The organism is Nonomuraea sp. NPDC049758 (genome assembly GCF_040674635.1).
In the GTDB taxonomy this organism is placed as follows: domain Bacteria; phylum Actinomycetota; class Actinomycetes; order Streptosporangiales; family Streptosporangiaceae; genus Nonomuraea.
In genome coordinates this window covers 167,999-191,159 of record NZ_JBFAMZ010000014.1, presented here as the reverse complement: position 1 = coordinate 191,159, position 23,161 = coordinate 167,999, and the positions used below count along the sequence as shown (strand labels likewise).

General features: G+C 71.9%; 22 protein-coding genes and 5 tRNA genes. 15 read left to right on the top strand and 12 right to left on the bottom strand.

Annotated elements, in window-relative coordinates; genetic code table 11:
• Positions 1–85 precede the first annotated feature (85 nt).
• Positions 86–1,384 (bottom strand): MFS transporter, encoded by a 1,299-nt coding sequence (locus AB0J46_RS32785; RefSeq protein ID WP_364338034.1) that lies wholly within the window; start codon positions 1,382–1,384, stop codon positions 86–88.
• Positions 1,385–1,579: 195 nt separating this feature from the next.
• Between AB0J46_RS32785 and AB0J46_RS32780 the strand changes: the two genes are divergently transcribed.
• From AB0J46_RS32780 to AB0J46_RS32765, 4 genes are all read left to right on the top strand, one after another.
• On the top strand, positions 1,580–2,347 hold the full coding sequence (locus AB0J46_RS32780) for a hypothetical protein (RefSeq protein WP_364338033.1): 768 nt from the start codon (positions 1,580–1,582) through the stop codon (positions 2,345–2,347).
• Between the two features lie 41 nt (positions 2,348–2,388).
• Positions 2,389–2,937, top strand: coding sequence for a GNAT family protein (locus AB0J46_RS32775; RefSeq protein ID WP_364338032.1), 549 nt, complete (start codon positions 2,389–2,391; stop codon positions 2,935–2,937).
• A 97-nt stretch (positions 2,938–3,034) separates the two neighbouring features.
• Complete coding sequence (locus AB0J46_RS32770) at positions 3,035–3,475, top strand: hypothetical protein (RefSeq protein WP_364338031.1); 441 nt, start codon at positions 3,035–3,037, stop codon at positions 3,473–3,475.
• Positions 3,476–3,505: 30 nt separating this feature from the next.
• Positions 3,506–3,910 carry a nitroreductase family deazaflavin-dependent oxidoreductase gene (locus AB0J46_RS32765; RefSeq protein WP_358285448.1) on the top strand — a complete coding sequence of 135 codons (405 nt, stop codon included), beginning with the start codon at positions 3,506–3,508 and terminating at the stop codon, positions 3,908–3,910.
• Between the two features lie 2 nt (positions 3,911–3,912).
• Here the strand turns inward: AB0J46_RS32765 and AB0J46_RS32760 are convergent, their stop codons facing one another.
• Entirely contained in the window at positions 3,913–4,866 is a 954-nt protein-coding gene (locus AB0J46_RS32760; RefSeq protein ID WP_364338030.1) for a LysR family transcriptional regulator, read from the bottom strand.
• Between the two features lie 84 nt (positions 4,867–4,950).
• On the opposite strand from AB0J46_RS32760, the gene AB0J46_RS32755 reads away from it, so the two are divergent.
• From AB0J46_RS32755 to AB0J46_RS32745, 3 genes are all read left to right on the top strand, one after another.
• Complete coding sequence (locus tag AB0J46_RS32755; RefSeq protein WP_352361139.1) at positions 4,951–5,103, top strand: hypothetical protein; 153 nt, start codon at positions 4,951–4,953, stop codon at positions 5,101–5,103.
• A 44-nt stretch (positions 5,104–5,147) separates the two neighbouring features.
• On the top strand, positions 5,148–5,516 hold the full coding sequence (locus AB0J46_RS32750; RefSeq protein WP_352361137.1) for a PH domain-containing protein: 369 nt from the start codon (positions 5,148–5,150) through the stop codon (positions 5,514–5,516).
• 66 nt (positions 5,517–5,582) lie between these two features.
• Positions 5,583–6,734 carry a hypothetical protein gene (locus AB0J46_RS32745; protein WP_364338029.1) on the top strand — a complete coding sequence of 384 codons (1,152 nt, stop codon included), beginning with the start codon at positions 5,583–5,585 and terminating at the stop codon, positions 6,732–6,734.
• Between the two features lie 13 nt (positions 6,735–6,747).
• On the opposite strand, the gene AB0J46_RS32740 is transcribed toward AB0J46_RS32745, so the two are convergent.
• Together AB0J46_RS32740 and glgA are read right to left on the bottom strand one after the other, a co-directional pair.
• Positions 6,748–7,116 (bottom strand): hypothetical protein, encoded by a 369-nt coding sequence (locus AB0J46_RS32740; RefSeq protein WP_364338028.1) that lies wholly within the window; start codon positions 7,114–7,116, stop codon positions 6,748–6,750.
• Between the two features lie 5 nt (positions 7,117–7,121).
• A complete protein-coding gene (gene glgA / locus AB0J46_RS32735; RefSeq protein WP_364338027.1) occupies positions 7,122–8,297 on the bottom strand; it encodes a glycogen synthase in 1,176 nt (391 codons plus the stop codon).
• 235 nt (positions 8,298–8,532) lie between these two features.
• Between glgA and glgC the strand changes: the two genes are divergently transcribed.
• Positions 8,533–9,768, top strand: coding sequence for a glucose-1-phosphate adenylyltransferase (glgC, locus tag AB0J46_RS32730; protein WP_352329862.1), 1,236 nt, complete (start codon positions 8,533–8,535; stop codon positions 9,766–9,768).
• 219 nt (positions 9,769–9,987) lie between these two features.
• Here the strand turns inward: glgC and AB0J46_RS32725 are convergent, their stop codons facing one another.
• Positions 9,988–10,287, bottom strand: coding sequence for a hypothetical protein (locus AB0J46_RS32725; protein ID WP_364338026.1), 300 nt, complete (start codon positions 10,285–10,287; stop codon positions 9,988–9,990).
• Between the two features lie 297 nt (positions 10,288–10,584).
• On the opposite strand from AB0J46_RS32725, the gene AB0J46_RS32720 reads away from it, so the two are divergent.
• Positions 10,585–11,925, top strand: coding sequence for an amidase (locus AB0J46_RS32720; RefSeq protein WP_364338025.1), 1,341 nt, complete (start codon positions 10,585–10,587; stop codon positions 11,923–11,925).
• A 127-nt stretch (positions 11,926–12,052) separates the two neighbouring features.
• On the opposite strand, the gene AB0J46_RS32715 is transcribed toward AB0J46_RS32720, so the two are convergent.
• The 6 genes from AB0J46_RS32715 to AB0J46_RS32690 all read right to left on the bottom strand — a co-directional run bounded on the left by AB0J46_RS32715 (position 12,053) and on the right by AB0J46_RS32690 (position 17,544).
• Positions 12,053–12,128 (bottom strand) — tRNA-Pro (locus tag AB0J46_RS32715).
• Positions 12,129–12,352: 224 nt separating this feature from the next.
• Positions 12,353–13,441, bottom strand: coding sequence for a mechanosensitive ion channel domain-containing protein (locus AB0J46_RS32710; RefSeq protein WP_364338024.1), 1,089 nt, complete (start codon positions 13,439–13,441; stop codon positions 12,353–12,355).
• 87 nt (positions 13,442–13,528) lie between these two features.
• Entirely contained in the window at positions 13,529–14,479 is a 951-nt protein-coding gene (locus AB0J46_RS32705) for a tripartite tricarboxylate transporter substrate-binding protein (RefSeq protein WP_364338023.1), read from the bottom strand.
• Between the two features lie 109 nt (positions 14,480–14,588).
• The gene (locus tag AB0J46_RS32700) at positions 14,589–15,362 is read right to left on the bottom strand and encodes an SAM-dependent methyltransferase (protein WP_364338022.1); all 774 of its coding nucleotides are present in this window, start codon (positions 15,360–15,362) and stop codon (positions 14,589–14,591) included.
• Between the two features lie 61 nt (positions 15,363–15,423).
• A complete protein-coding gene (glmS, locus tag AB0J46_RS32695; RefSeq protein WP_364338021.1) occupies positions 15,424–17,244 on the bottom strand; it encodes a glutamine--fructose-6-phosphate transaminase (isomerizing) in 1,821 nt (606 codons plus the stop codon).
• 12 nt (positions 17,245–17,256) lie between these two features.
• The gene (locus AB0J46_RS32690; RefSeq protein WP_364338020.1) at positions 17,257–17,544 is read right to left on the bottom strand and encodes a hypothetical protein; all 288 of its coding nucleotides are present in this window, start codon (positions 17,542–17,544) and stop codon (positions 17,257–17,259) included.
• Positions 17,545–17,755: 211 nt separating this feature from the next.
• Here AB0J46_RS32690 and AB0J46_RS32685 point away from each other — a divergent pair, with 211 nt between their 5' ends.
• From AB0J46_RS32685 to AB0J46_RS32665, 5 genes are all read left to right on the top strand, one after another.
• Positions 17,756–19,930: a peptidoglycan recognition family protein gene (locus AB0J46_RS32685; RefSeq protein ID WP_364338019.1), complete on the top strand. Its 2,175-nt coding sequence runs from the start codon at positions 17,756–17,758 to the stop codon at positions 19,928–19,930.
• 90 nt (positions 19,931–20,020) lie between these two features.
• Positions 20,021–20,092 (top strand) — tRNA-Gly (locus AB0J46_RS32680).
• A gap of 15 nt (positions 20,093–20,107) precedes the next feature.
• Positions 20,108–20,178: transfer RNA gene (locus tag AB0J46_RS32675), tRNA-Cys, on the top strand.
• Positions 20,179–20,226: 48 nt separating this feature from the next.
• Positions 20,227–20,298: transfer RNA gene (locus AB0J46_RS32670), tRNA-Gly, on the top strand.
• A 19-nt stretch (positions 20,299–20,317) separates the two neighbouring features.
• Positions 20,318–20,389: transfer RNA gene (locus tag AB0J46_RS32665), tRNA-Val, on the top strand.
• Between the two features lie 353 nt (positions 20,390–20,742).
• On the opposite strand, the gene AB0J46_RS32660 is transcribed toward AB0J46_RS32665, so the two are convergent.
• On the bottom strand, positions 20,743–21,276 hold the full coding sequence (locus AB0J46_RS32660; RefSeq protein WP_364338018.1) for a hypothetical protein: 534 nt from the start codon (positions 21,274–21,276) through the stop codon (positions 20,743–20,745).
• Between the two features lie 619 nt (positions 21,277–21,895).
• On the opposite strand from AB0J46_RS32660, the gene AB0J46_RS32655 reads away from it, so the two are divergent.
• Positions 21,896–23,140, top strand: a complete 1,245-nt coding sequence (locus tag AB0J46_RS32655) for a serine hydrolase domain-containing protein (RefSeq protein ID WP_364338017.1) — start codon at positions 21,896–21,898, stop codon at positions 23,138–23,140.
• Positions 23,141–23,161 lie beyond the last annotated feature (21 nt).

The following is a 23,161-nucleotide window of genomic DNA, read 5'->3' as shown; positions in this document are numbered from 1 at the left end:
GGGGGAAGACGGGAACGCCGCGAAGGCGTGGGCGGCGGCTGCCACCGCCGCCCACGCGCGCCGCTCGAAGGACTTCCGGGACGGCTCAGACTGCGGTCTCGGGCTCGGTGACCCGCGGGCGCCTGCGCCAGTCGCCCTTGAACGCCGCCATCGAGGCCAGGAACACGACCTGCCCGGCCAGCGCCACGGCGAGCCAGGTGCCCCAGCCGCCCGCGGAGACCACCATGGGCGAGACGACCAGCAGCACCACGATCATGACGCGGACGACCATGCCCCAGATGCCCAGCGCCGAGCCCTGCAGGCGCGACTCGACGTCCTCGGCGTTCTCGGAGAAGTTGGCCATCCACGGCACGTACGCGACGCCCATGAACAGGAAGAGCAGCGCGTAGACGGCGGTGACGTGCCCCGGGGAGACGCCGGGGCCGACCATGCTGATGAAGTAGGCCAGGGTGAGGACGGTCAGCGCGGTGCCGGCGGCCGTGAACGGCTTGCGCAGCCGCAGCCGGTCGGAGACCCGGCCGACGACGACCACGGCCACCGCGTTGAGCACGATGCCGAGCGCCACCACCCGGTTGGCCCCCGCGGGCTCCAGGCCGAACGCCTCCACCAGGATCGTCTGCCCGAAGATCGCGAACGTCCAGTAGAGCACCTGCCAGCCGGTGTTGCCCAGGACGTGGGCCCACAGGTGGGGATGCCGGAACAGCTCGCGCACCCGTCCGGCGTCGATCTTCTCCTCCGCCGCGACGGCCTCCTCGGCGTCGAGCACCTGGGCCCGCAGCGCCGCCGACGGCTCGGCGATCTTCCAGACGATGACCGCGCACATGGCCAGCGAGACGACGCCCATGATGATCGCCTGCGACTGCCAGGCGTTGTCGAACAGCGGCAGCGTGAACCCGGCGATGAACGAGGCCAGGAAGGACGCCCCGACCGGCCCCCACGTCCAGAACGCGAACGCCTGGGCGCGGCCGAGACGCGGGGAGAAGTCGCGGACGAGGGAGGCGGTGATGGTGATCCCGGCGCCCTCGATGAACAGCATCAGGCAGCGCACCCAGAACAGGCCGGCCACGGTGTCCACGGTGGCGAGCAAGAAGTTGCAGGCCGCCGTGACGGTGAGGGTGGGCACCAGGAGCGTGACCCGTCCCCAGCGGTCGGACAGGATGCCGCCGACGCCCGCCGACAGGCCGCCGATCAGGACCGATCCCGCGGCGAGCAGGCCGTAGACCGTGAGCGACATGCCCAGGTCCTTCATCAGCAGCGGCAGGATCGTGGCGAGCGTGGTCTCGAAGTTGGCCACCAGGCTCGCCAGCACGGCTATCGCCAGCAGGAAGATCCGCCGGCGACCGACCGGGTACACGCTCAGCTCGCGGACATAGAACGGCTTCATTCCCATCCTCCGGGGACGGTGTGTGACGGTCGCTCTAGAACGCGTTTCTAGTTGCCTCAGAGTTGCCCTTCTCAGGGGTGTTCGTCAACGGCGACGGCGGTCACGATGTGATCTCGATCACAGCATTCCCGTTGTGACGGAATCGCTCCCGATTCACAGAACAACCACCCGCGAATAGGCATAAACTGCGCGCCTGTGAGCCTGCCTGTACGTGAACGTTCCCCCCGGCCCGGCGGCGGCCGGCACCGCCGCCCCGTGCCCACGTCCCTGCCGCCGGACGCGCCCATGCTCGTGCTGGCCACCCCCGGCGGCACCGGCGGCGTGGCCGAAGAGATCGCGGCCGTGGTGCGGGTCGACAACCCGCAGATCGAGGTGCGGCTGACCGCCGTCGCCGATCTGGCGGACGCGCTGCCCGCGGGCCGCGACGCCGTCGTGGTGCCCCTGCTCACCTGGGACGACCCGGTCGTCATGGCCGAGATCGGCAAGGCCATCGCGACCGCCGGCTCCGGCGCGGTCGCCACCGAGGCGCTCGGCCCCCACCCGCTGCTCGCCGAGGCCCTGCACATCAGGCTGGCCGAGCGTGGCCTGGCCAGGGCCGACCGGGTCCGCCTGCTCAACGTCTCCAGCCCCGTCGACGCCGTCATCCTGGGCACGGTGGGCGGCGAGCGCGCGGTGCACGCCGTCCAGGCCACGGCCGTGCTGCTGGCCTCCAGGCTCACGCTGCCGGTCGTCGCCGCCTCGCTGGACAGCGAGCCCGGCGTGGACGTCGCCGCCCAGCGCCTGCGCGCCGCCGGGGCCGAGCGGCTGGCCATCGCGCCCTGCCTGATCGGTCACGAGGCCCCGGCGGAGATCGTCGAGCGCGCCGCCGCCGCCGCCGAGGCCGGTCACGCCGAGCCGCTCGGCGCGCACAGCGCCGTCGCCGAACTTGTCGCGCGAGCTTACGGCAGTCAGCTGGCGACTTGACACCCTTGTAAAGATCGCTACAGTCGCGTTACCTTCTGCGCATGCGGCGCGTGATGGTCATCGGCGAGCGAATCGGACTTCGTGACCTCACCGACGCCGACGTCGTCCCGCTGCACTCCGTCTACGGCGATCCGGCGGCCACGCAGCACATGCCGTTCGCGCCGCGCAGCGTGCAGGAGGTCGCCGCCCTGGTCGGCCAGGCCATGGAGGCGGCCGCCGCCGAGCCGCGCCGCCTCTACGTGCTGGCCGTCGTGGACGCCGACCGGCGGCACGTGATCGGCGTGGCCCGCCTGAAGATCGACCCCGACCTGCCCCACAGCGCCGAGATCGGCTTCGGCCTCCATCCCGACCAGTGGGGCCGCGGCATCGGCACCGACCTGGCACGCCTGCTGCTGTCGTTCGGCTTCAAGCAGCTCGGGCTGCACCGCGTCTGGGGCGCGAGGTCGCCGGCCAACCTGCCCGCCCAGCTCGCCATGCTGACGGCCGGGATGGTCGAGGAGGGACGGATCCGGCACCACGTGCACACCCCGCACGGCTGGCGCGACTCCATCGTGCACGCGGCGATCCAGGACGAATGGACCGAGCGCTAGCGGCGACGAGCGGCCCGGCCGGTGGACGGTGAGTGGCGCGCCGCGGAATTGTCGGTGGCAGGTCCTACGATGAGCCTCCTCACGGAGGGATAGCCGCATGCCTGACTCGCTGATCGTGCCCCTGTTCGTCACCACCGACCTCCCGCCGCACGCGGACCTGGCCGAGTTCGGTGAGCTGCTGGCCCGCACGGCGCGGGTGCTCGGCCCCGACGGCCCCGACGGCTCCGCGGCGGTCCTGTCCGGCAAGGTGTTCTGGCTCGACCGGCCGGTGCTGCCGGCGCAGCGGCCCGCCGCCGACGACGAGCTGCGCTTCGCCGGGATGCTCGGGCACCTCGTCACGTCCGGGCCCGGCGTCCGCGAGGTGGTGGCCGGCGTGCGGCGGGCGATCGGCGCGGCGGTGACCGAGCGCTACGGCGACGTGGGCGCGGCGCCCGCCGTGTTCGCGATCCGCGACCGCGACGTGCGCGAGCGCACCCCCGACTCGGCCCTCCCGCTCGACAGCCGCCGGGCCGCCGAGCTGGTCGGCGCGGCCCGGTGAGGACACCCCCGCGCGGGGTAGTCCAGAGGCATGCTCTATGGCAAGGAACACGTGCAGCGCTATCAGGCCACCGACGGCGCGGAGGGGCACGACTGGAACAACACCACCGTCCTCCTCCTGACCACCAAGGGGCGTAACTCCGGCAGGCCGTACACCACGCCGCTGATCTACCAGCGGTTCGGCGACGACTTCCTCGTGGTCGCGTCCAAGGGCGGCGACCCCGAAGATCCCCAGTGGTACAAGAACCTGCTGGCCCATCCCGACGTCGAGGTGCAGGTCAAGGGCGACAGGTTCAAGGCGCGCGCCCGCACCGCCTCGGAGGAGGAGAAGCCCGAGATGTGGCGGACGATGACCCGCACCTGGCCCCAGTACGACGAATACCAGGAGAAGACCGACCGCCAGATCCCGGTGGTCGTGCTCGAACGCACCACCTAGCGTCAGGCCCTCACCAGGGCCTCGTCGGCCTCGGGGAGCCAGGAGCCCGGCGGGCGGCGCAGCCAGTGGCGGGCCCGTCCCAGCTCGGCGACGGCGGCCAGGAGCGCGGTGAGGCCCGGGTGCCGCAGGCCCTTGGGATGCACCAGGTTCTGCAGGCCGAGCGGCACGGGCTCGGCCAGCGGCCGGTTCACCGCGCCCGGGATCCCGCCGATCCCCACGCCGGCCAGCACGGGCTCGCGATGCCGGCGCAGGTAGTGCCCCATCTCGGCGGCCCCCTCGGGCGCGGCGTGCGGCCGGGCCAGCCGCAGCCCGAACGCCTCGGCCAGCCGCTCCCCCAGGTCGCTCCACTCCCGCGTGCCGGCGTTCCCGGCCATGACGTCCAGTGGGAAGGCGGCCAGCGCGGCGAGCGGCACGGCGTCCAGCTCCGCCAGCGGGTGGTCCGCCGGCAGGAGCACGGCCAGGGGCTGCAGGCGCACCGGGACCTGGGCCAGCCGGGCGCGCACGTCCGCGGGCAGCCCGGCGAAGCGCCCGAACGACACGTCGAGCCGTCCGTCCAGCATGGCCGCCGCCCCGGCGGCCAGGCCGCCGTGGAAGCGGGCCAGCATCTCGGCCCCGGGGGCCAGTTCCCGGGCTCTGACCAGCGGCTCGGGCAGGTCGGGGCCCTGCATGGTGACGTCCACGAGCAGCGGGCGATCGGCGCCGAGCACGTCGGCGACGACCTCGTCGTGCAGCGCCAGCAGCCGTCGCGCCCCGGGCAGCAGCCGGGCGCCGGCAGGGGTCAGCTCCACCCGGCGGGTGGACCGGACGAACAGCGGCGTCCCGAGCCGGGTCTCCAGCGTGCGCACGTCCCGGCTGAGCGCCTGCTGGGCCAGGAAGAGCCGCGCGGCGGCGCGCCCGAAGTGCAGTTCCTCGGCGACGGCGACGAAGACGCGCAGCAGCCGGGGGTGCAGATCCACGACGCCACATTAACCACAAAAGCGCGTCAATCGCGATATTTCGGTGTTGGACCGGGCGCAGACGTCACCGCGACGCTGGGAAGCATGATCCGCCGTCTCCTGACCCGCCTCCTCCGTCCAGCGCCACCCGCTCCGGCCCAGGTCCGCGCACTGTTCGGGCTGCCACGGCCGCCCGGCACGTGCGGCTGCCTGCTCGACCTCCCGCACGACCCGTCCGCCCATCCGGCGGGCCCCTGAGCCCGGCGCGGAACGCGGGAGCACGTCCCGTTCGTTGACCGGGCATGGCTGACATCCCCTACGACCGCAAAGAGCAGTTCAAGCAGATCGAGAGCGGCCTGCTCCCCGGCGAGCAGATCATCGCCGTCTACGACGCGATCGGGGCGGGCACCGGGTTCCTGGGGCTCACGGACCGGCGGGTGATCGTGCAGGACAAGTCGTTCGTGGGCAAGCGCATCGCGATCACCAGCATCCCCTACGCCAAGATCTCGGCGGTGAGCGTCGTGAGCAACAAGTCGCTGGCCGGCGGGTTCTTCTCCTCGGGCGCCATCGCCATCCACGTCGGCACGCACACCTACGAGGTGGACTTCCGCGGCGACAACAAGGCCCACCACGTGCACAACGTCATCCTCCACTACATTTCGCAGGGCTGATCGGCGTCACGCGTGGTCTCCTGGGCAGGGTGAGCGTATTCTGCCGATGATCACGAAGGGGGCGAGGTGCGGCGTTCCGTACGTGCCCGCGTGGCCGGTCTCGGCGTGCTGCTGGCGCTCCCGGCCTGCGCCGGGCCTCCCGGGCGGGAGGTCCCGTCCGCTCCGGCGGTGAGCCTCACGGTCCAGGCCCGCTGCCCCCGGCCCGGCGGCGACGACCTGCGCGCCGAGCCCGTACGGTCCCCGTGGCGGACGGTCCCGGCGGGCGACGGGCACGGCACGCTCGACCGGCTCGCGGTCGCCCCCGACGGGGCGGTGTGGGCGGTGCGTTCCGTCCAGCGCGAGACGTCCGCCGGGATGGAGACGACGTCCGGCGGGCTGGGCCGGTGGGACGGCGCTCGCTGGCGCACGTACGCGCTGCCGTCCCGGATGACGGTCGCCGCGGTCGGGGCGGTCTCGGGCGAGCGGGCGTGGGCCTTCGGGACCGGCGACGACGAACGTCCCGGCCTGGTCGCCGGCGTCGCGGACGGCGCCGTGAGCGCCTCCACGCCGCTCAAGGAGCGCGCCTCGGCCATCGGCCTGCACGGCACCGCGGCGAGCGGCCCGTGGGCCGTGTCCGGGCGCGACGCGCTGCGCTGGGACGGCTCGGCCTGGCGCGCGTACCGGCTGCCCGCCCCGGCGCGGGCCCTCGGCGGCGAGGGCGCGGACGTGTGGACGGTCGGCCGGACCGCGCACGATCCCGCCGCCCGCTGGAACGGCGTCGCGTGGCAGGCGGTGCACCTGCCCGAGCCGGGCGCGCCCGAAGGCGCGCGGCCGGCCCGCACGGAGCTCGGCGACGTGGCCGTGCTCGGACCGGACGACGTGTGGGTGGTCGGCGGGGTGTCCTGGTTCCCGCCCGACGAGTACGACGAGCAGGGCGAGCCCCTGGAACGCCGCCGCCCGCTGGCGCTGCACTGGGACGGGTCGGCCTGGCGGTGCCGCTGGGGCCCGGAGGGCGCGGCCTTCACCGAGGCCGAGCCCGACGGCCGGGCGGGCCTGTGGGTGCTCGACTCGACCCGCTCCCGGCTGCACCACTACACGGCCGGCCGCTGGACGACGACGACCGTGCGCGGCACGGTCACCGCCCTGGCCCGCCGCCCCGGCACGACCGAGGTGTACGCGGCGGGCTGGACCGGCCCCGAGGGCGACCTGACCAGGCCCGCCCTCTGGCTCACCCGCTGACCCGCCGCCACCCTTACATGCAGGTGAAGCCGTTGGGGGCCGCCCGGCAGAAGTCGCGCAGGTCGCGCAGCCAGGAGGCGGTGGCCGAGTAGTTGAGCGCCAGGTCGTCGCGGTGGAGGCGGTGGTCGTCGGGCTCCTCGGTCACCTCGCCGTCGAGCCGGACCCGCCCGTGCTCGGGCAGGCCGCCCAGGTAGTCGTCGAGGAAGGCCGCGATGCGGCCCGCGTCGGCGCCGGTGAGCGTCATGCGGCCGTTGAAGCCGAGCAGGCACGCGGTCTCGGGGTCGAGCACCCGGGCCTCCTCCAGCAGGGACAGGGTCGGACGCCAGTTCCAGGCGTTGACGCTCAGGCAGCCGCCCTCGGGGGTCTCCAGATCCCAGCTCAATACGTTCAGTCCCGGCGCAGCGAGGCGTAGAGGTCGAGGGTGCGCCGGGCGATGCGCTCCCAGGAGAAGTGCTCGACGGCCCTGGCCCGCCCGGCGCGGCCCATCTCGGCGGCCCGCGCCGGGTCGGCCAGCAGCGCGTTGACCCGCTCGGCCAGGTCGGCGGCGAACGCCTCGGGGGCGTGCGGGGTGCCGTCGGGGCCCTGGTCGATCGGCACCAGCAGGCCCGTCTCGCCGTCGGCGACGACCTCGGGGATGCCGCCGGTCGCGGTGGCCACCACCGGCGTCTCGCAGGCCATGGCCTCCAGGTTGACGATGCCCATCGGCTCGTAGACCGACGGGCAGACGAAGACCGAGGCGTGCGTGAGGAGCTGGATGACCTCCGGCTTGGGCAGCATCTCCGAGATCCACAGCACGCCGTCGCGGTCGAGGCCGCGCACCAGCCCGGTCACCTCGGCGGCGATCTCCGGCGTGTCCGGCGCGCCCGCGCACAGGACGAGCTGGGCCGCCGGGTCGAAGGAGCGGGCGGCGCGCAGGAGGTGCACCAGGCCCTTCTGCCGGGTGATGCGGCCGACGAAGATCACGTAGGGCCGGTCGGGGTCGACGCCGTGCTTCTTCAGCACGTCGAGGCCGGGGTCGGGGGCGTACTGGGCGGTGTCGATGCCGTTGTGGATGACGGTGACCCGGCCGGGCGGGATCTCGGGGTAGGCGGCCAGGACGTCGCGGCGCATGCCCTCGCTGACCGCGATCACCGCGTCGGCGGCGGCCAGCGCGGTGCGCTCGGCCCACGACGAGACCGTGTAGCCGCCGCCGAGCTGCTCGGCCTTCCACGGGCGCAGCGGCTCCAGGCTGTGGGTGGTGACGACGTGCGGCACGCCGTGGAGCATCTTGGCGACATGCCCGGCGAAGTTGGCGTACCAGGTATGGGAGTGGACGACGTCCGCGCCCTCGCAGGCGGCGGCCATCTCCAGGTCGACGCCGAGCACCTGGAGGGCGGCGTTGGCCCGCTCCAGGCCGCCGGGCACCCGGTAGGCCGACACGCCGGGCTCCTCACGATCGGCCCCGAAGCAGCGCACCCGGACGTCGGCCAGCTTGCGCAGCTCCCTGGCCAGGTACTCCATGTGCACCCCGGCGCCGCCGTAGACGTCCGGCGGGTACTCCCTGCTGAGCAGATCAACACGCATGCCCACGACCTTACGACGCGCCGGGCCCGGCGCCCTCCAGCGAGCGGCATGTTTTGCGCCGACCATCAACTCCGGCACCGCACTTGTGAACCGTCGCAAGCATAGGGAACACATCGATACAGCCCAATGTCGGTAAGTCCGGCCCCTGCTCAACGCGGATAAGTCAGGACACGACGGCACAGCACAGTGCGCGGTTTCGTCGATAGATCGGCCATTTACGGGTAGCGTCCTGGACATGAGGTCCCGGAGGGTGCTTGCGGTTGTGCTGGCAGGTGGAGAGGGCAAGAGGCTCATGCCGCTCACGGCGGATCGGGCCAAACCGGCGGTGCCGTTCGGGGGGATGTATCGGCTGATCGACTTCGTGCTGTCGAACCTCGCGAACGGCGGCTTCCTGAAGATCGTGGTGTTGACCCAGTACAAGAACCACAGCCTCGACAGGCACGTCTCCCGTACCTGGCGGCTGTCGGCGATGCTGGGCAACTACGTGACGCCCGTGCCCGCCCAGCAGCGGCTCGGGCCGCGCTGGTTCTCCGGTTCTGCGGACGCGCTGTTCCAGAACCTGAACCTGATCTACGACGAGATGCCCGAGCACGTGATCGTGTTCGGCGCCGACCACATCTACCGCATGGATCCGCGGCAGATGGTCGAGCAGCACGAGGACTCGGGCGCGGACGTGACGGTGGCGGCGATCCGCCAGCCGCTGTCGCTGGCCGACCAGTTCGGCGTGATCGAGACCGATCCCGAGGGCCGCCGCATCGTGGCCTTCAGGGAGAAGCCGAAGGACGCCGTGGGCCTGGCCGACTCCCCCGACGAGGTCTACGCCTCGATGGGCAACTACGTCTTCAAGACCCAGGCCATGATCGACGCGCTGCGCGAGGACGCGCTCGACCCGACCAGCAAGCACGACCTGGGCGGCAACATCATCCCGATGCTGGTCAAGTCCGGCGGCGCGGACGTCTACGACTTCAAGAACAACATCGTGCCCGGCTCCAGCGAGCGCGACCGCGGCTACTGGCGCGACGTGGGGACCCTCGACGCCTACTACGAGGCCCACATGGACCTCATCTCCGCCCACCCGATCTTCAACCTGTACAACGACAAGTGGCCGATCTTCACCGGGCACGACCCGCTGCCCCCGGCCAAGTTCGTGCACAACGACGGCGACCGGGTGGGCCGGGCGATCGACTCGCTGGTCTCCCCCGGCGTGATCGTCTCGGGCGGCATGGCGATGCGCTCGATCCTGTCGCCGAAGGTCGTGCTCCACTCGCACTCGCTGGTGGAGGACTCCGTGCTGATGGAGAACGTCAAGGTGGGCCGGGGCGCGATCGTGCGCAAGGCGATCATCGACAAGAACGTGGTGATCCCCGACGGCGCGCGCATCGGCTTCGACCTCGACTACGACCGCACCCGCTTCGCGCTGACCCGCGGCGGGGTCGTGGTCATCGGCAAGAACGAGATCGTCGACCGTTAGGGTCCGGGCGGGCCGGTCCCCCGCTCGGGGCCGGCCGCGTACCGGGCGGCGGCCCGGATCGGCTCCGGCGGCCCGCGAGGGTGCTCATCGCGTGGGCGGACGGGTCCGGGGCTCGGCCGGTCGGCGGCGGGGGATATTGGAACACCGGGCGCCGCGGGCGCCCGGCAACGCAGGATCCCGGGCCACGCACGGCGCGGCCCGGGCTCAGGTGATGCGACCTCAGATGCCGGCGCCCGCGCCCAGGCCGCCGTACGCCCAGCCGCCGGGCCAGTAGCCGCGGCCGCCCCAGTAGCCCCAGTTGTAGCCGTCGTAGGGACGCCCGTAGTCCCTGCGGTGCTCGCAGGCGTCGGCGTCACGGTGTCCGGCGGACACGCCCCACGGCGTGATGCGGAGCGCGGTCGAGTCGTCGGACGTGCTCAGGTCGCACTTCTCGTGGTGGACGTTGGCGTTGGCCGCCCCCGCCATGCCGAACAGCGCGGCGACGGCGAAGCCGCCGGCCACGATGAGGTTGGCTTTCATGAATCCCCCTGGATCACGAAGTGACATCGCTGCTCACTGTACGTAATCGCCTCCGTATCGCCGTGTAACGCCACGCCAGGAAAGGACTCGGCGCTTTCCGGTGCCACCCCGGCGAAGTCCGGCCTTCTCCGGCCACTCCGGAAACCCCGCCACGCCCCCAGAAGCCCGGCCTTCTGCGGCCACTCCGGAAGCGCCGCCGCGCCTCGGAACGCCGGTCGGCGGGCCGGGACGCGTAGTCTGCTCCGGACGCCCGTCCGTTCACGGCGGGGTCGCCGTGAACCGTCCGGAGAGGACCTCATGCCGCCCACACCGCCCGGCCCCTTCACCGGCCGTTCCGTCACCGACCTGGCCCGTGACCTGCGCGCCGGCCGGACCACCGCCGCCGAGCTGGCCCGGCTGGCGCTCGACGCGGCCGTCACCCTGGATCCCGCGCTCGGCGCCTTCGTCACCGTGGACCCGGTGGGCGCGGCGGCCGCCGCCCGGCGGGCGGACCAGGAGCTGGCCGCGGGCGCCGACCGCGGCCCGCTGCACGGCGTGCCGGTCGCCGTGAAGGACCTCATCGACGTCGCGGGGCTCCCCTGCACGATGGGGTCGCGGCACTTCGCCGGCCACGTCGCCGAGTCCGACGCCGCCTGCGTGACGCTGCTGCGCCAGGCCGGAGCGGTGATCGTCGGCAAGACCACGACGCACGAGTTCGCGTACGGCCCCACCGGCGACCGCTCGGCCAACGGCCCCTCGCGCAACCCGCGCGACCCGGCGCGCATGTCCGGCGGGTCGAGCGGCGGCAGCGCGGCGGCCGTGGCGGCGGGCATGGTGCCGCTGGCGATCGGCACCGACACGGGCGGGTCGGTGCGCATCCCGGCCGCTCTGTGCGGGATCGCCGGGTTCAAGCCCGCCTACGACGCGATCCCGGCCGCCGGGGTGTTCCCCCTGTCCCGGACGTTCGACCACGTCGGCGTGCTGGCCGCCGGTCCGCTGGACTGCCTGATCGCCTACCGGCAGCTCGCGACCGGGGGGCCGCCGCCCGCCCGGGACAGCGCCGGTGAGGCGGCGGCGGTGCGGGTGGGGTGGCTGGACCCCGCCGTCCTGTCGCCCTGCGATCCGCGTGTCGTGGCGGTCGTGCGGGCGGCGGCGGGCGCGGGGCTGGCGGAGGTCCGGCTGCCCGGGGAGCTGGCCGAGGAGCTGCGGGAGACGTACGCGACGGTGCAGGGCGCGGAGGCGTCCGCGGTGCACGCCGACCGGATGGCCAGGGCGCCCGAGCTGTTCGACCCCGAGGTGCTCGACCGGCTGCGCGCGGCCATGGACCTGCCCGCCTGGGTCTACGTCAAGGCGCTGGACGAGCGGCCCGCGCTGGCCGCCGCGGCGGAGTCGCTGTTCGACGAGCACGACGTGCTCGCGCTGCCGGCCGTGCCGCTCGTCGCGCCGCCGCTGGAGCAGCGCCAGACCGAGCTGGACGGGCGGGCCGTCGCCGTCCAGGCCGCGCTGCTGGCCCTGACCAGCCCGTGGAACGTGCTCGGCCTGCCCGCGCTGACCGTGCCGGCCGGCTCGGTGGACGGCCTGCCGGTCGGGCTGCAGCTCGTCTGCCGGCCCGGCCGGGAGGAGCTGCTGTTCCGGGTGGCCTGCTCACCGGGCGGCTGAGGGAAGATGGGCCCCGGGCCGGCCCGGCGCAGGCCGGACCCGGGGGCGGGGGCTCGTGTCCGGCCGGGGGGCGCCATTCCCGCCGGCCAGGCCGAAGCCCACGGCCCTTTTCTTTCAGGGCCGTACGTCCGAGTGGCAGGATTCGAACCTGCGGTGCTCCTGCTCCCAAGGCAGGCGGGCTGACCGAACTGCCCCACACTCGGTCCTGAAAATCAACGAAGCCGCCCCGGCGGAGGCCCGGGACGGCTTTCCTGGTCGATTCTCCGCGGAATCACCGGGAAAGCCTTGGCCGCAGCTCAGGCCGGTTGCCGGACGGCCTGAAGGGTCGAGGTCCGCACATGGCCGCCGCCTTTCTCGTCGTTCTCCGTGAATGTCGTTCCGGAACGAGATCAACGGTAGACCGGGGGCCGCCGGAAATGCCACGGATTTATCGCCGGTCGCGGTCCTGGTCGTTGGTCCAGGCCACTCCGGCGCGCGTTTCCGGGGCCTCGACGCGGAACCGGGGAAGGGCGTCCGGGTAGTTGTCGCGGACGAAATTGACCAGGAATTCGCGGACGTCGCACTTCAGGTCCCAGGAGGAGGGCGAGTCGGCGGCGCTCATCAGGGCGCGCAGCTCGACCAGGCCGTTGGGCAGCACGTCGGTGACCTGGAGCGTCCAGTCCTTCTGGTCCCACAGCGGGTTGCCCTGGAGGAACTCGTACAGGGCGTCGCGCAGTTTGGGCACCGGCACCGCCCAGTCGACCCGCAGGAACACCACGGCGAGCACCCGGCTGCCGTGCCTGGTCCAGTTCTCGAACGGGTTCTGGGTGAAGTAGGAGACGGGCAGCACCAGCCGCCGCTCGTCCCACAGGCGCAGCACCACGTACGTGAGCGTGAGCTCCTCGATCCTGCCCCACTCCTTCTCCACCACGACCACGTCGTCCAGCCGCAGCGCGTCGCTGAAGGCCAGTTGCAGCCCGGCCAGCATGTTGCCGATGGTCGGCTGGGCCGCGATGCCGACGATGGCGCCGGCGATGCCGGCCGAGGCCAGCAGCCCGGCGCCGAGCGCCCGCACCTGCGGGAAGGAGAACAGCATGGCGCCGAGCGCGATGACGATGATGACCGCGGCGGCGATGCGGCGCACCAGCGCGATCTGCGTCCTGATCCGCCGCGCCCGGCGGTTGCGCTCGCCCTCGACGAGCACCAGCCGGTCGAGCACGACGTCCGTCAGCGCGTACGTCGCCTGGATGATCAGCCAGGTCACCGTGCCGATGGTGGCCAGGCCGATGACCCGGTCCACCGACTGGGCCAGGCCGCGCTCGTCGGCCGTGTCGCCGAAGATGCCGGGGGCGAAGACCAGGTTGCAGGCCACCGTGGCGGCCACGCAGAACGCCGGCCACGTGCAGTGCTCGACCAGGTGGCGGGCCAGGGCCCATTTTCGTCCGACCCGGATCAGCACCCGGCGGACCACCTCCACCAGGAGCACCGCTCCGACCACCGAGATGACGAGGATCGGCCAGGCTGCCGGCGACTGCACGCTTCGCGCCCCCTATGTTGTAGAACGTCGCTTCAAGGTCACATTGCCCTCAAGCGCCACTCCATACGCACGAACACGCCGTTTCGGCTAGTGGCCGTTCCCGCAACTGCCCCAGCACGTCGTGGCTCTGGTGCTGGCCAGCAGCCCGAGATCGCGCAGCACGGCCTGGGTGCGCTCGACCTCGGAGGTCAGCCAGAGCCGGAAGTCGTCCCCGCTGAGCGGGATCGAGATCCACCCCGCCTTCCGGCACGCCCGCCGCCACGCGGCCGACGAGGTCACCTCGTCGCACATGCGCACGGCCGACTCCCTGCTGTCCTCCGGCATGTTCTCGGGCCCGACGGCCGCGGCCCAGTCCGCGAAGTCCACCCGTACGCCGGACTCCAGCAGGGTCGGCACGTCGAGTCCCGGCACCCGGCGGGCGCAGGAGACGGCCAGGGCCCTGACCCGGCCGCCGTCGATGGCCGCGCGCCAGTCGCCGAGCAGGCCCGCCGCGGCCGCCGCCTTGCCGCCGAGCAGCGCCGAGACGGCCTCGTGGCTGCTGGGGTAGCCGGTGTAGTCCATCTGCCTGGTGTCGGCGCCGAGCCCCTTGGCGATCAGGCCGAACAGCAGGTGGTCGGGCTCGCCCTGCGGCCCGCCGGCCAGCATCGTCCCGCTCGGGTCGGCCCGCAGGTGGGCGCCGAAGTCGTCGAAGTCGGTGAACCGGGAGTTGCCGGGCACGACGACGACCTCGACGTCGCCGGTCAGCCTGGACAGCGGGGTCGAGGTGTCGAGCAGCGTCTGCCCGTTGTTCAGCTCGGAGGCCGCCAGCGCGGGCAGACCGGTCACGGTGATCCGCGTGCCGGTGGGCGACGCGCCGATGCCCGAGGCGCGCGCGGCGGCGGCGAACGCCTCGCCGACCCGGGCCCAGCGGTCGCCGCCCGCGACGATCGAGAACCGCCCCCTCGCGTCGGCGGGGCCGCCGACGACGTGTTCCGTCCCGCATCCGGCCGCGCACGCCGCCGCGCCCAGGGTCCATGCCAAGAACCGCCGACGACGCATCCGCCCTCCCCCGACCTTCGCGAGTACCGCTATTACCTAAAGTTATTGACAGTTCACTCGCTGTTACACATCGGGATACGGTTAACCGAAATTTCGGCGTATGCCGGAGTCAGTCCTGCTTCGTGGCAACCCCGGCCATCAGGGACGACGGCAGCGACCAGTCGCCCACCAGCTTGGGCCGGTCCGGCCGCCAGTCCACGGCCTGCACCAGGCCGGGCGGGTCGAGCGCGAAGCCGCCGAAGAACGCGCGGATCTCGGCCGGGCTGCGGTCGGCCCCGCCCGAGCCGGACGAGCCGCGGCGGCCCCCGCGCGGGTTCTCCTCGTCCGACAGGCGTCCCATCGAGGTGGCGTGCGAGATCACCAGACGGCTGCCGGGCGCGATCGCCTCGCGCAGCGCCGCCACCGCGCCCTGCGGATCGGCCGCGTCGGGCAGGAAGTGCAGGATCGACACCAGCACGATCGCGACCGGCCGCGACAGGTCCAGGAACCGGCCCGCGCGGGCCAGCACCTCCTCGTGGTCGAGCAGGTCGGCTTCCAGGAAGGCGGCCCGGTCCGCCCCGGCGAGCAGGGCCCTGGCGTGCGCGGCGACGACCGGGTCGTCGTCGACGTAGACGACCCTGGCCGCCGGCGCGACCTCGTGCACGCTGCCCTGCGTCGGCAGCCCGCTGCCCAGGTCGATGAACTGGGTGATCCCCGCGGCGGCGACGTAGCGCACGGCACGCTGGAGGAAGGCCCGGTTCGCGCGGGCCAGCGGGACCGCCTCCGGGACCAGCTCGGCGAGCTGGTCGATCGCCAGGCGGTCGACCGCGAAGTTGTCCGTCCCGCCGAGCATGTAGTCGTACATGCGTGCGAGATTCGGAGTGTGGGGGTCGAACTGCCGCACAGTAATGAATTTATGTGGTGCGCAGCCGGATAACACTACCCTGCGAGGATTGTGGCTGAATTTATTCCACAGTCACGCTCTTGGCGAGATTGCGAGGCTTGTCCACGTCCCTGCCGAGGGCGACCGCCGCGTGGTAGGCCAGCAGCTGGAGCGGGATCGTCAGCAGCATCGGGTCGAGCTCGATCTCGTTCTTCGGGATCACGATCACGTCGTCGGCCAGCTTGGCGTCGGGCTCGCGGTGGCCGACCATGAGCACCTGGCCGCCGCGGGCGCGGATCTCGCCGAGCGTGGTGAGGTTCTTGTCGAGCAGCTCGTCGTCGGGGACGATCGCGACCGTCGGCATGTCCGGGCCGATCAGCGCGAGCGGGCCGTGCTTGAGCTCGCTGGCCGGGTACGCCTCGGCGTGCACGTACGAGATCTCCTTGAGCTTCTGCGCACCCTCGCGGGCCACCGGGTAGCCCCTGACCCGGCCGACGAACATCATGCTCGGGTGCTTGGCGTACTTCTGCGCCAGCTCGGCGATCTTGTCGCCCTGGGCGAGGATCTCCTCGATCTGGCCGGGCAGCCGGCGCAGGCCCTCCACGATGCGCCGCCCGTCGGCCGGCGACAGGTCGCGCACCCTGCCCAGGTGCAGCGCGAGCAGCGCGAAGGCGACCGAGGTCGAGGTGAACGCCTTGGTCGAGGCGACCGACACCTCGGGCCCGGCGTGCAGGTAGATACCGCCGTCGACCTCGCGGGCGATGGCGCTGCCCACGGCGTTGACGATGCCGATCACCCGGCCGCCCTTGCGCTTGAGCTCCTGGACGGCGGCCAGCGTGTCGTAGGTCTCGCCCGACTGGCTGATCGCGACGTAGAGGGTGTCGGGGTCGACGACGGGGTTGCGGTAGCGGAACTCGCTGGCCGGCTCGGCGTCGGCCGGGATGCGCGCCAGCTCCTCGATGAGCTGCGCGCCGATCTGCCCGGAGTAGTACGCCGACCCGCAGCCGATGATCTTCACCCGGCGGAACGAGCGCGTCTCGCGGGCGTCCATGTTGAGGCCACCGAGGTGGGCGACGTGGAAGCGCTCGTCGAGGCGGCCGCTCATCGTGCGGGTCATCGTCTCGGGCTGCTCGGAGATCTCCTTGAGCAGGTAGTGCTCGTAGCCGCCGGTGTCGTAGTGGCCGGCGTCCCAGTCGACGGTCAGCGGCTCCTTGGCGGTCTCGCGGGCGTCGCTGGCGAAGGTGTGGAAGCCGTCGGCCTTGAGCACGGCCAGCTCGCCGTCCTCCAGGTGCACGACCTGGCGGGTGTAGCGGACCAGGGCGGCGACGTCGGAGGCGGCGAACATCTCCTTCTCGCCGATGCCGAGCACGATCGGGCTGCCGTTGCGCGCCACGACCACCTCGCCCGGCCGCTCGGCGTCGATCACCGCGATGCCGTACGTGCCGACGATGTTCTTGAGCGTCTTCCTGACCGCCTCCTCCAGGGAGTCGTTCTCGTCGGCGGCGCGGGCGATCAGGTGGGCCAGGACCTCGGTGTCGGTCTCGGACAGGAACTGGACGCCGTCGGCCTCCAGCTTGGCGCGCAGCTCGCCGGCGTTCTCGATGATGCCGTTGTGCACGACGGCGATGCGCTGGTCGGCCGACAGGTGCGGGTGGGCGTTCTCGTCGCTGGGCACGCCGTGGGTGGCCCAGCGGGTGTGGCCGATGCCGTGGTTGCCCTTGAACCGCACCGGCACGACCTTGGCCAGGTCGGCGACCCGGCCCTTGACCTTGCGTACCTTGAGTCCCTTGTTCGACACCACGACCCCGGCGGAGTCGTAGCCCCGGTACTCAAGCCGCTGCAGCCCTTCCAGCAGGATGGGCGCCGCGTCCTTGGGGCCCACGTAGGCCACGATTCCGCACATCGAGGTCTCCTCTTATCCGTAGACGATCCTGCGGAGCTGCCGCAGCGACAGCTCTGGTGCCGCTACCCGGCGTGCGGGTAACTCGGCGGCGATCCGGGGGAAGATCTCGTCGTTGGTCAGGCCGCGGGTCTTGAGCTCGCCGTGACGGCGGCGTACGAACTCCTCGACCGGCTCGGAGAAGTACGACAGCACGTCGGCGACCACGCGGGCCGCCTCTCCTGGGCCGAGCGCGCTCGTCCGGGTGAGATGGGCGATGAGGTCTTCGTAGGGATGCCGCGCCGTGGACACAGACGAGGACATTACGCATCTGGAGCGAGACACGCCAACATCCTGCCCGGAATCGGGCAGGATTTAACTCCAGAGCGCTATCACTTCTCTCCAACCGGTCGTCGAGGGGTCGGCGTGGCGGGTCCCGCGGTTCTCATCCGTATCATCCGACCCGTCTGACACATCCCTTTCTGGGAATGGTTACGGACGGTGATCGAGCAGTGCCGTTCCGTGGGGAGATGTCATGCAGTTTCGGCTTGCCGCCGTCCTGGCCACCAGCTTGTCCGCCGGCGTGTGCGCCGTCGTCGGCGGCCCGGCCGTCCCGGCCGCGCCCGCCGTCACGGGCGCCTCGGGCGTCCGGGAGCAGGGACGGCAGGCCGACTTCGCGGCCGCCGCGGCGGAGTTCGGGGTGCCGGTGAGCGTGCTGCTCGGGGTGTCGTACCTGGAGTCGCGGTGGGACGCCAACGGCGGCCGTCCCAGCACGGCGGGTGGGTACGGCCCGATGCATTTGGTGGACGTCGTGCCCGCCGGGCAGGCGGGCCCGGCCGCGGAAGGCTTCGCGCCGGGCGACGCCAGGGGCGACGACAGCCGCCCGCTCCCCCGGGCAGCGATGCGGCCGGTCGGCCAGCGGATTTCCCGGTCACCCCAGTCGGCCTCCCGGTCAGCTTCGCAGTCGGCCTCGCAGTCGGGGTCCCGGTCGGCGGCGCGGTTGATGGCGGGGGCCGGCACGTCGGCGGCCGCGGCGCCGGATGCGGTGCCGGATGCGACGCTCGCCCTGGCCGGGCGGCTGGCCGGGGTCGCGCCGCGGGCGCTGCGCGCGGACCCGCGCGCCAACATCAGGGGCGGCGCCGCCCTGCTCGCCTCCTACCAGCGCCACCCCAGCCCCGACCCGGCCGACTGGTACGCGGCCGTCGCCCGCTACTCGGGCACCCGCGACCCGCTCGCCGCGCGGTCGTTCGCCGACGAGGTGTTCGCGGTGCTGCGCGAGGGCGTCGCACGGCGCACGGACGACGGCTTCGACGTGCGGCTGGACGCCGTGCCCGGCCTGCGCCCGCCCGCGGCCCCGGCGAAGAGCGCGACCGGCGACGACTCCGACGAGGACGACGACCCGTTCTTCTTCTCCGACATGGAGCCCGAGGGCGACGACGACTCGGAGTCGGCCGACGAGTCCGACTGGGACGTGCCCGCGCAGGACGAGCTGCCGCTGACCGCCGCCGACTCCTCCGCCGGTTCGCCCGCCGAGTGCCCGAGCCGCCTCAGGTGCGAGTGGATGCCGGCCGCGTACGAGAGATACGGCAGGAAGAAGGACCGCGGCTACGGCAACCACGACCGGGTCGAGGGCCGACGCCAGATCGACTACATCGTCATCCACGACACCGAGGGCGGCTACCAGGGCATCCCGTCGATGATCGGCAACCCGAAGTACGTGAGCTGGCACTACACGATCCGCTCCCGCGACGGGCACGTCGCCCAGCACGTCCCGACGAAGGACATCGCCTGGCACGCCGGCAACTGGGACTTCAACGCCCGCTCGATCGGCATCGAGCACGAGGGCTACCTGGCCAGGGGCTCCTGGTACACCGAGGCGATGTACCGGTCGTCGGCCCGGCTGGTGCGCTACCTCGCCGGCCGGTACGGCATCCCGCTCGACCGCGCCCACATCCTCGGCCACGACAACGTGCCGGGCGCCACGGCGCAGGCGGTCGCCGGCATGCACGAGGACCCCGGCCCCTACTGGGACTGGGCCCACTACTTCGAGCTGATGAACCACCCGTTCAAGGGCGACGGGACGGGCTCGTCGGTGATCATCCGGCCGTCCTACGACGACAACCGGCCGTACTACACCGGCTGCGCCAGCACCAAGCCCGGCCGCCGGTGCCCGGAGCACGGCGCGGCCAGCGTGTGGCTGCACACCCGGCCGAGCGAGAGCGCCCCGCTGGTCACCGACGCCGGCAAGCACCCCGGGAAGCCGAGCACGTACAGCGTGTACGACCACAGCGCCCGCGCCTCGACCGGGCAGCGGTTCGCGGTGGCCGGACGGCAGGGCGACTGGACGGCGATCTGGTACCTGGGACAGCGGGCCTGGTTCCTCAACCCGTCCTCCGCGCCCACGGCCGTCCCGGCGAAGGGCCCGCTGGTCACGCCGCTGGCCGCGGGCACCAAGGTGTACGGCCGCGCCTACCCGGAGCGGTCGGCGTACCACGGCGGCGGGGTCCAGCCGCTGACGCCCTTGCAGTACCGGATCGGGCCGGGGCAGTCGTACTCGCTGGGCGGCACAGTGACCGGCTCCTTCTACTCGGCCGGCGCCTTCAACCCGGCCAGGCACGTGCGGGTGGCGGGGTCCGTCCGGTACCACCAGATCCAGCTCGGGCATCGTGTCATGTTCGTCCAGGCCAAGGATGTGCGCGTCATCCGCTGAATTTCGCCCCACGGGGCTCGGGCTGCGCACGGGCACTCCGCGAAGACGATATGGTTTTCCCGTGGCCCCGCGAGTTCGCGGGGGATTCACGCGGAAGTGGCTCAGTGGTAGAGCATCACCTTGCCAAGGTGAGGGTCGCGGGTTCGAATCCCGTCTTCCGCTCGGAGTCAAACTCCTGGTGGAGTGGCCGAGAGGCGAGGCAGCGGCCTGCAAAGCCGTCTACACGGGTTCAAATCCCGTCTCCACCTCGGTGGTACAACGGACTCTCCTGGGTCCGGTAAAGTTAAGTGCGCCATGCGGAAGTGGCTCAGTGGTAGAGCATCACCTTGCCAAGGTGAGGGTCGCGGGTTCGAATCCCGTCTTCCGCTCTGAGTGACAACTCAACAAGGACGATTAGCTCAGCGGGAGAGCGCTTCCCTGACACGGAAGAGGTCACTGGTTCAATCCCAGTATCGTCCACCCACGCTCTTCGGAAGTCGGACCGGGTTTCGGTCCGGTCCGGACAGCGGTCAAGCCCCAGCGAACGGCAAACGCCGGACGACTGGGGCTTCTTGTTGCTGCGGGCCGATCATGGTTGCCGGCACCGGTGCCGGCTGCATGCCGACCCTCGATGAACCCCGCTCCCACCGGGCGGAACGATCGCCGCGCTTCCGGCGCACATGCCCGCCTGGAGGCGTCCGGAGAACGCGGTCCCGACGTCGGACGACTCCGTGACACACCGTGCGTCGGCCGCCGCGCACGTCATCGAAGGGGCGGACGGTTTTCGCGGGAGTCGTCAACATGGCCTGTGCAAATGGCCGGGCGGAGTCTGATCAGTCCTCCAACTCCCGCATCTGGGTACGGGCCTTGCGTAGTTTCTCGTATGCGGTCCTGGCCTTCTCCGCTTCGACGCGGCCGTTGTACCAGGAGGCTTGCAGCTTGGGGAACCAGGAGCCGATCTTGTCCGGGTTCCTGAACAGATACACGACCGCGGAGATCACGCTCGCGCCCCCAGCACCCGTGGTCACCAGTTCCAGCGTGAGCGGCGAGTTCATGGAGACGGAACGCAGGTGGACGCCTCCCCGGGAGACCCCTCCGACCGACTCTCGATAGACCAGCAACTCAAGGAGCTCGATCACCTCTGCGCTGAAGGTGTCCACCTCGACAGGGAGTTCTTCGAGTGCCCCCACGCGATCCTTTATCTGCTGAGCGATTCTCACCGCCTTGATGACCTCGTTCAGCGCGTTCAGCAGGTCGAGAGCATACCCGTAGGCCGGATGAAGGTCAGTGGTCCCTACTGTCGGGTCGATCAGTACTTCGAGACCGTTGCCTACGCGGGTGCGCTCATCCAAGGCCTCTCCGCTCACAGCAGAGATCGTAACTCCTACCGGCGGAGGAGATGACCTCTGCGAATGGGCGACTTCGGGAGTCAGGCCGGGTCTCGCCCTTCCGGGCAAAGCCCGCCCGCAGCTCCACACGCTCATCCACCGGCGGTCGTCCGTCGGACCGCCGGGGCTGTACGGACGGGGAACGGCCTCTTCGATGTGGCGAGGCAGCAGGAGTTCGGATCTCCAGGCCGGCCAGCGGCTTCGGATCTCCATCGGACGGCTCACGCGGAGGTACGAGGCCTGCCGGATGGCTGCCGGGCGCTCTGCCGAAGCGGAAGGACGGCCCACGCCACTGTTTCTCTTCATCGCCGGGATCGCCGTCGGGGGCGGTTTGCCCCCTTGCTACAGCGCCCTTTGCCGCTCGACGGCTTCACCACCGCGACGGCATGACGGGGGCACGGGCGGTGGTGGAGGTGACGCCGGTCAGGTCGAGTTCGGCGGATTCGGTGTATCGCGGGCGTATCGAAAAGCGCATACGCCACCGCAACAGTCCTCCGTCTTCAGTAGAGGCACCGATCACATGGTGGTGATCGGCTGCCGACGGCGGTCGCGGTCAGACCTGCGGCGGTCGGTTCGGCGTCAGGAAAGGACCGTGATCATGGACTCTGTAGGTGGCGTCGGCCGGCGGCGGCTGCTCGGGTGGAGCGGGCTCGCGGCGGCCGGCGTGGTGGCGGCCGGCGCGCCGCTGGTGGGCGGCCCGCCCGGCAACCGGCAGCACCGTCCGGCCGCGACCGGCCCCGGCATCCCGCCGGACACCCGTCCCGGCGGAGCCTACGACCGGTACGTGGCGAAGCTGGCCGCGGAGGGCAGGTTCTCCGGCGTGGTGCTGCTGTCGCACCGGGGCCGGACGGTGCTGTCCCGCAGCTACGGCATGGCGGACAAGGAGAAGGGGATCCGCAACCACGAAGGCATCGCGTTCAGCCTCAGTTCGGCGGGCAAGCCGTTCGGCGCGGTGGCCATCCTGCAGCTGGTGCAGCAGGGCAAGGTGAAGCTGTCGGACACGGTGGGCACCCACCTGACGGGCTACGCCAAGGACGTCGCCGAGCGGGTGACCGTCCACCACCTGCTCTCCGGCACCTCCGGGCTGAACACCCCGGAGGAGGACCCGCAGCGCACCTTCCGGAGCCGGGAGGAGGTGCACGAGTTCTACGAGCGGTGGGCCCGGAAGGCGAAGCTGGTGGCCGCCCCCGGCACCCCCACCGAACACGCCGGCGCCGAGGTCGTCATCCCGGCGCTGATCGTGGAGGCGGTGACCGGCAGGACGTACTGGGACTACGTCGAGGAGAACATCTTCAAGCGCTGCGGCATGACCGGCTCGGCGTTCTACACCAGGCGGCAGTGGCTCACCGACGCGCACATCGCGCACCCTCACATGAGGCTGGCTGACGGCAGCGTGGTGGACGCCGTCCGCAACCTGGGCAAGAGCAGCTCGGACCAGTCCACGCCGGGCAAGAACCCGGGCCGCGGCTTCATCGACGTCCCCGGGGACGGGGGCTTCGCCACCGCACCGGATCTGGTCCGGTTCGCGCACGCCCTGAGCGAAGGCACGGTGCTGGAACGGCCCTACGCCGAGGTACTGACCGCGCCCAAGTTCCCTCACGGGCCGCAGTCGTTCGGGGCCTACCACATGGCGGTCCGCATCGTCAGCGGTCAGTGGGTGCACGGGCGCGCCGGCGCCAACCCCGGTGTCGGCGCCAGCTGGAACATCTACCCGTACACCGGCTGGGTCGGTGTCATCCTCAGCAACACCGACAGCGGGACGCTGCAGGAGCTGACCGGGCGGGAGGTACAGGCTGTCACCGGAGGCACGCCTGGCGGCGGCGGGGGCGGCGGGGGCGGCTGAAGTGGTCCGGCGGCCGAGTCA

Excerpts from the sequence above, each read along its gene's own strand:
- AB0J46_RS32725 (WP_364338026.1), bottom strand. The coding sequence starts at position 10,287 with ATGAAAGCCAACCTCATCGTGGCCGGCGGCTTCGCCGTCGCCGCGCTG.
- AB0J46_RS32690 (WP_364338020.1), bottom strand. The coding sequence starts at position 17,544 with ATGTCCTCGTCTGTGTCCACGGCGCGGCATCCCTACGAAGACCTCATC.
- AB0J46_RS32655 (WP_364338017.1), top strand. The coding sequence starts at position 21,896 with ATGGACTCTGTAGGTGGCGTCGGCCGGCGGCGGCTGCTCGGGTGGAGC.
- glmS (WP_364338021.1), bottom strand. The coding sequence starts at position 17,244 with ATGTGCGGAATCGTGGCCTACGTGGGCCCCAAGGACGCGGCGCCCATC.
- AB0J46_RS32785 (WP_364338034.1), bottom strand. The coding sequence starts at position 1,384 with ATGAAGCCGTTCTATGTCCGCGAGCTGAGCGTGTACCCGGTCGGTCGC.
- glgC (WP_352329862.1), top strand. The coding sequence starts at position 8,533 with ATGAGGTCCCGGAGGGTGCTTGCGGTTGTGCTGGCAGGTGGAGAGGGC.
- AB0J46_RS32720 (WP_364338025.1), top strand. The coding sequence starts at position 10,585 with ATGCCGCCCACACCGCCCGGCCCCTTCACCGGCCGTTCCGTCACCGAC.
- AB0J46_RS32685 (WP_364338019.1), top strand. The coding sequence starts at position 17,756 with ATGCAGTTTCGGCTTGCCGCCGTCCTGGCCACCAGCTTGTCCGCCGGC.
- glgA (WP_364338027.1), bottom strand. The coding sequence starts at position 8,297 with ATGCGTGTTGATCTGCTCAGCAGGGAGTACCCGCCGGACGTCTACGGC.
- AB0J46_RS32770 (WP_364338031.1), top strand. The coding sequence starts at position 3,035 with ATGCCTGACTCGCTGATCGTGCCCCTGTTCGTCACCACCGACCTCCCG.
- AB0J46_RS32775 (WP_364338032.1), top strand. The coding sequence starts at position 2,389 with ATGCGGCGCGTGATGGTCATCGGCGAGCGAATCGGACTTCGTGACCTC.
- AB0J46_RS32765 (WP_358285448.1), top strand. The coding sequence starts at position 3,506 with ATGCTCTATGGCAAGGAACACGTGCAGCGCTATCAGGCCACCGACGGC.
- AB0J46_RS32705 (WP_364338023.1), bottom strand. The coding sequence starts at position 14,479 with ATGCGTCGTCGGCGGTTCTTGGCATGGACCCTGGGCGCGGCGGCGTGC.
- AB0J46_RS32755 (WP_352361139.1), top strand. The coding sequence starts at position 4,951 with ATGATCCGCCGTCTCCTGACCCGCCTCCTCCGTCCAGCGCCACCCGCT.
- AB0J46_RS32750 (WP_352361137.1), top strand. The coding sequence starts at position 5,148 with ATGGCTGACATCCCCTACGACCGCAAAGAGCAGTTCAAGCAGATCGAG.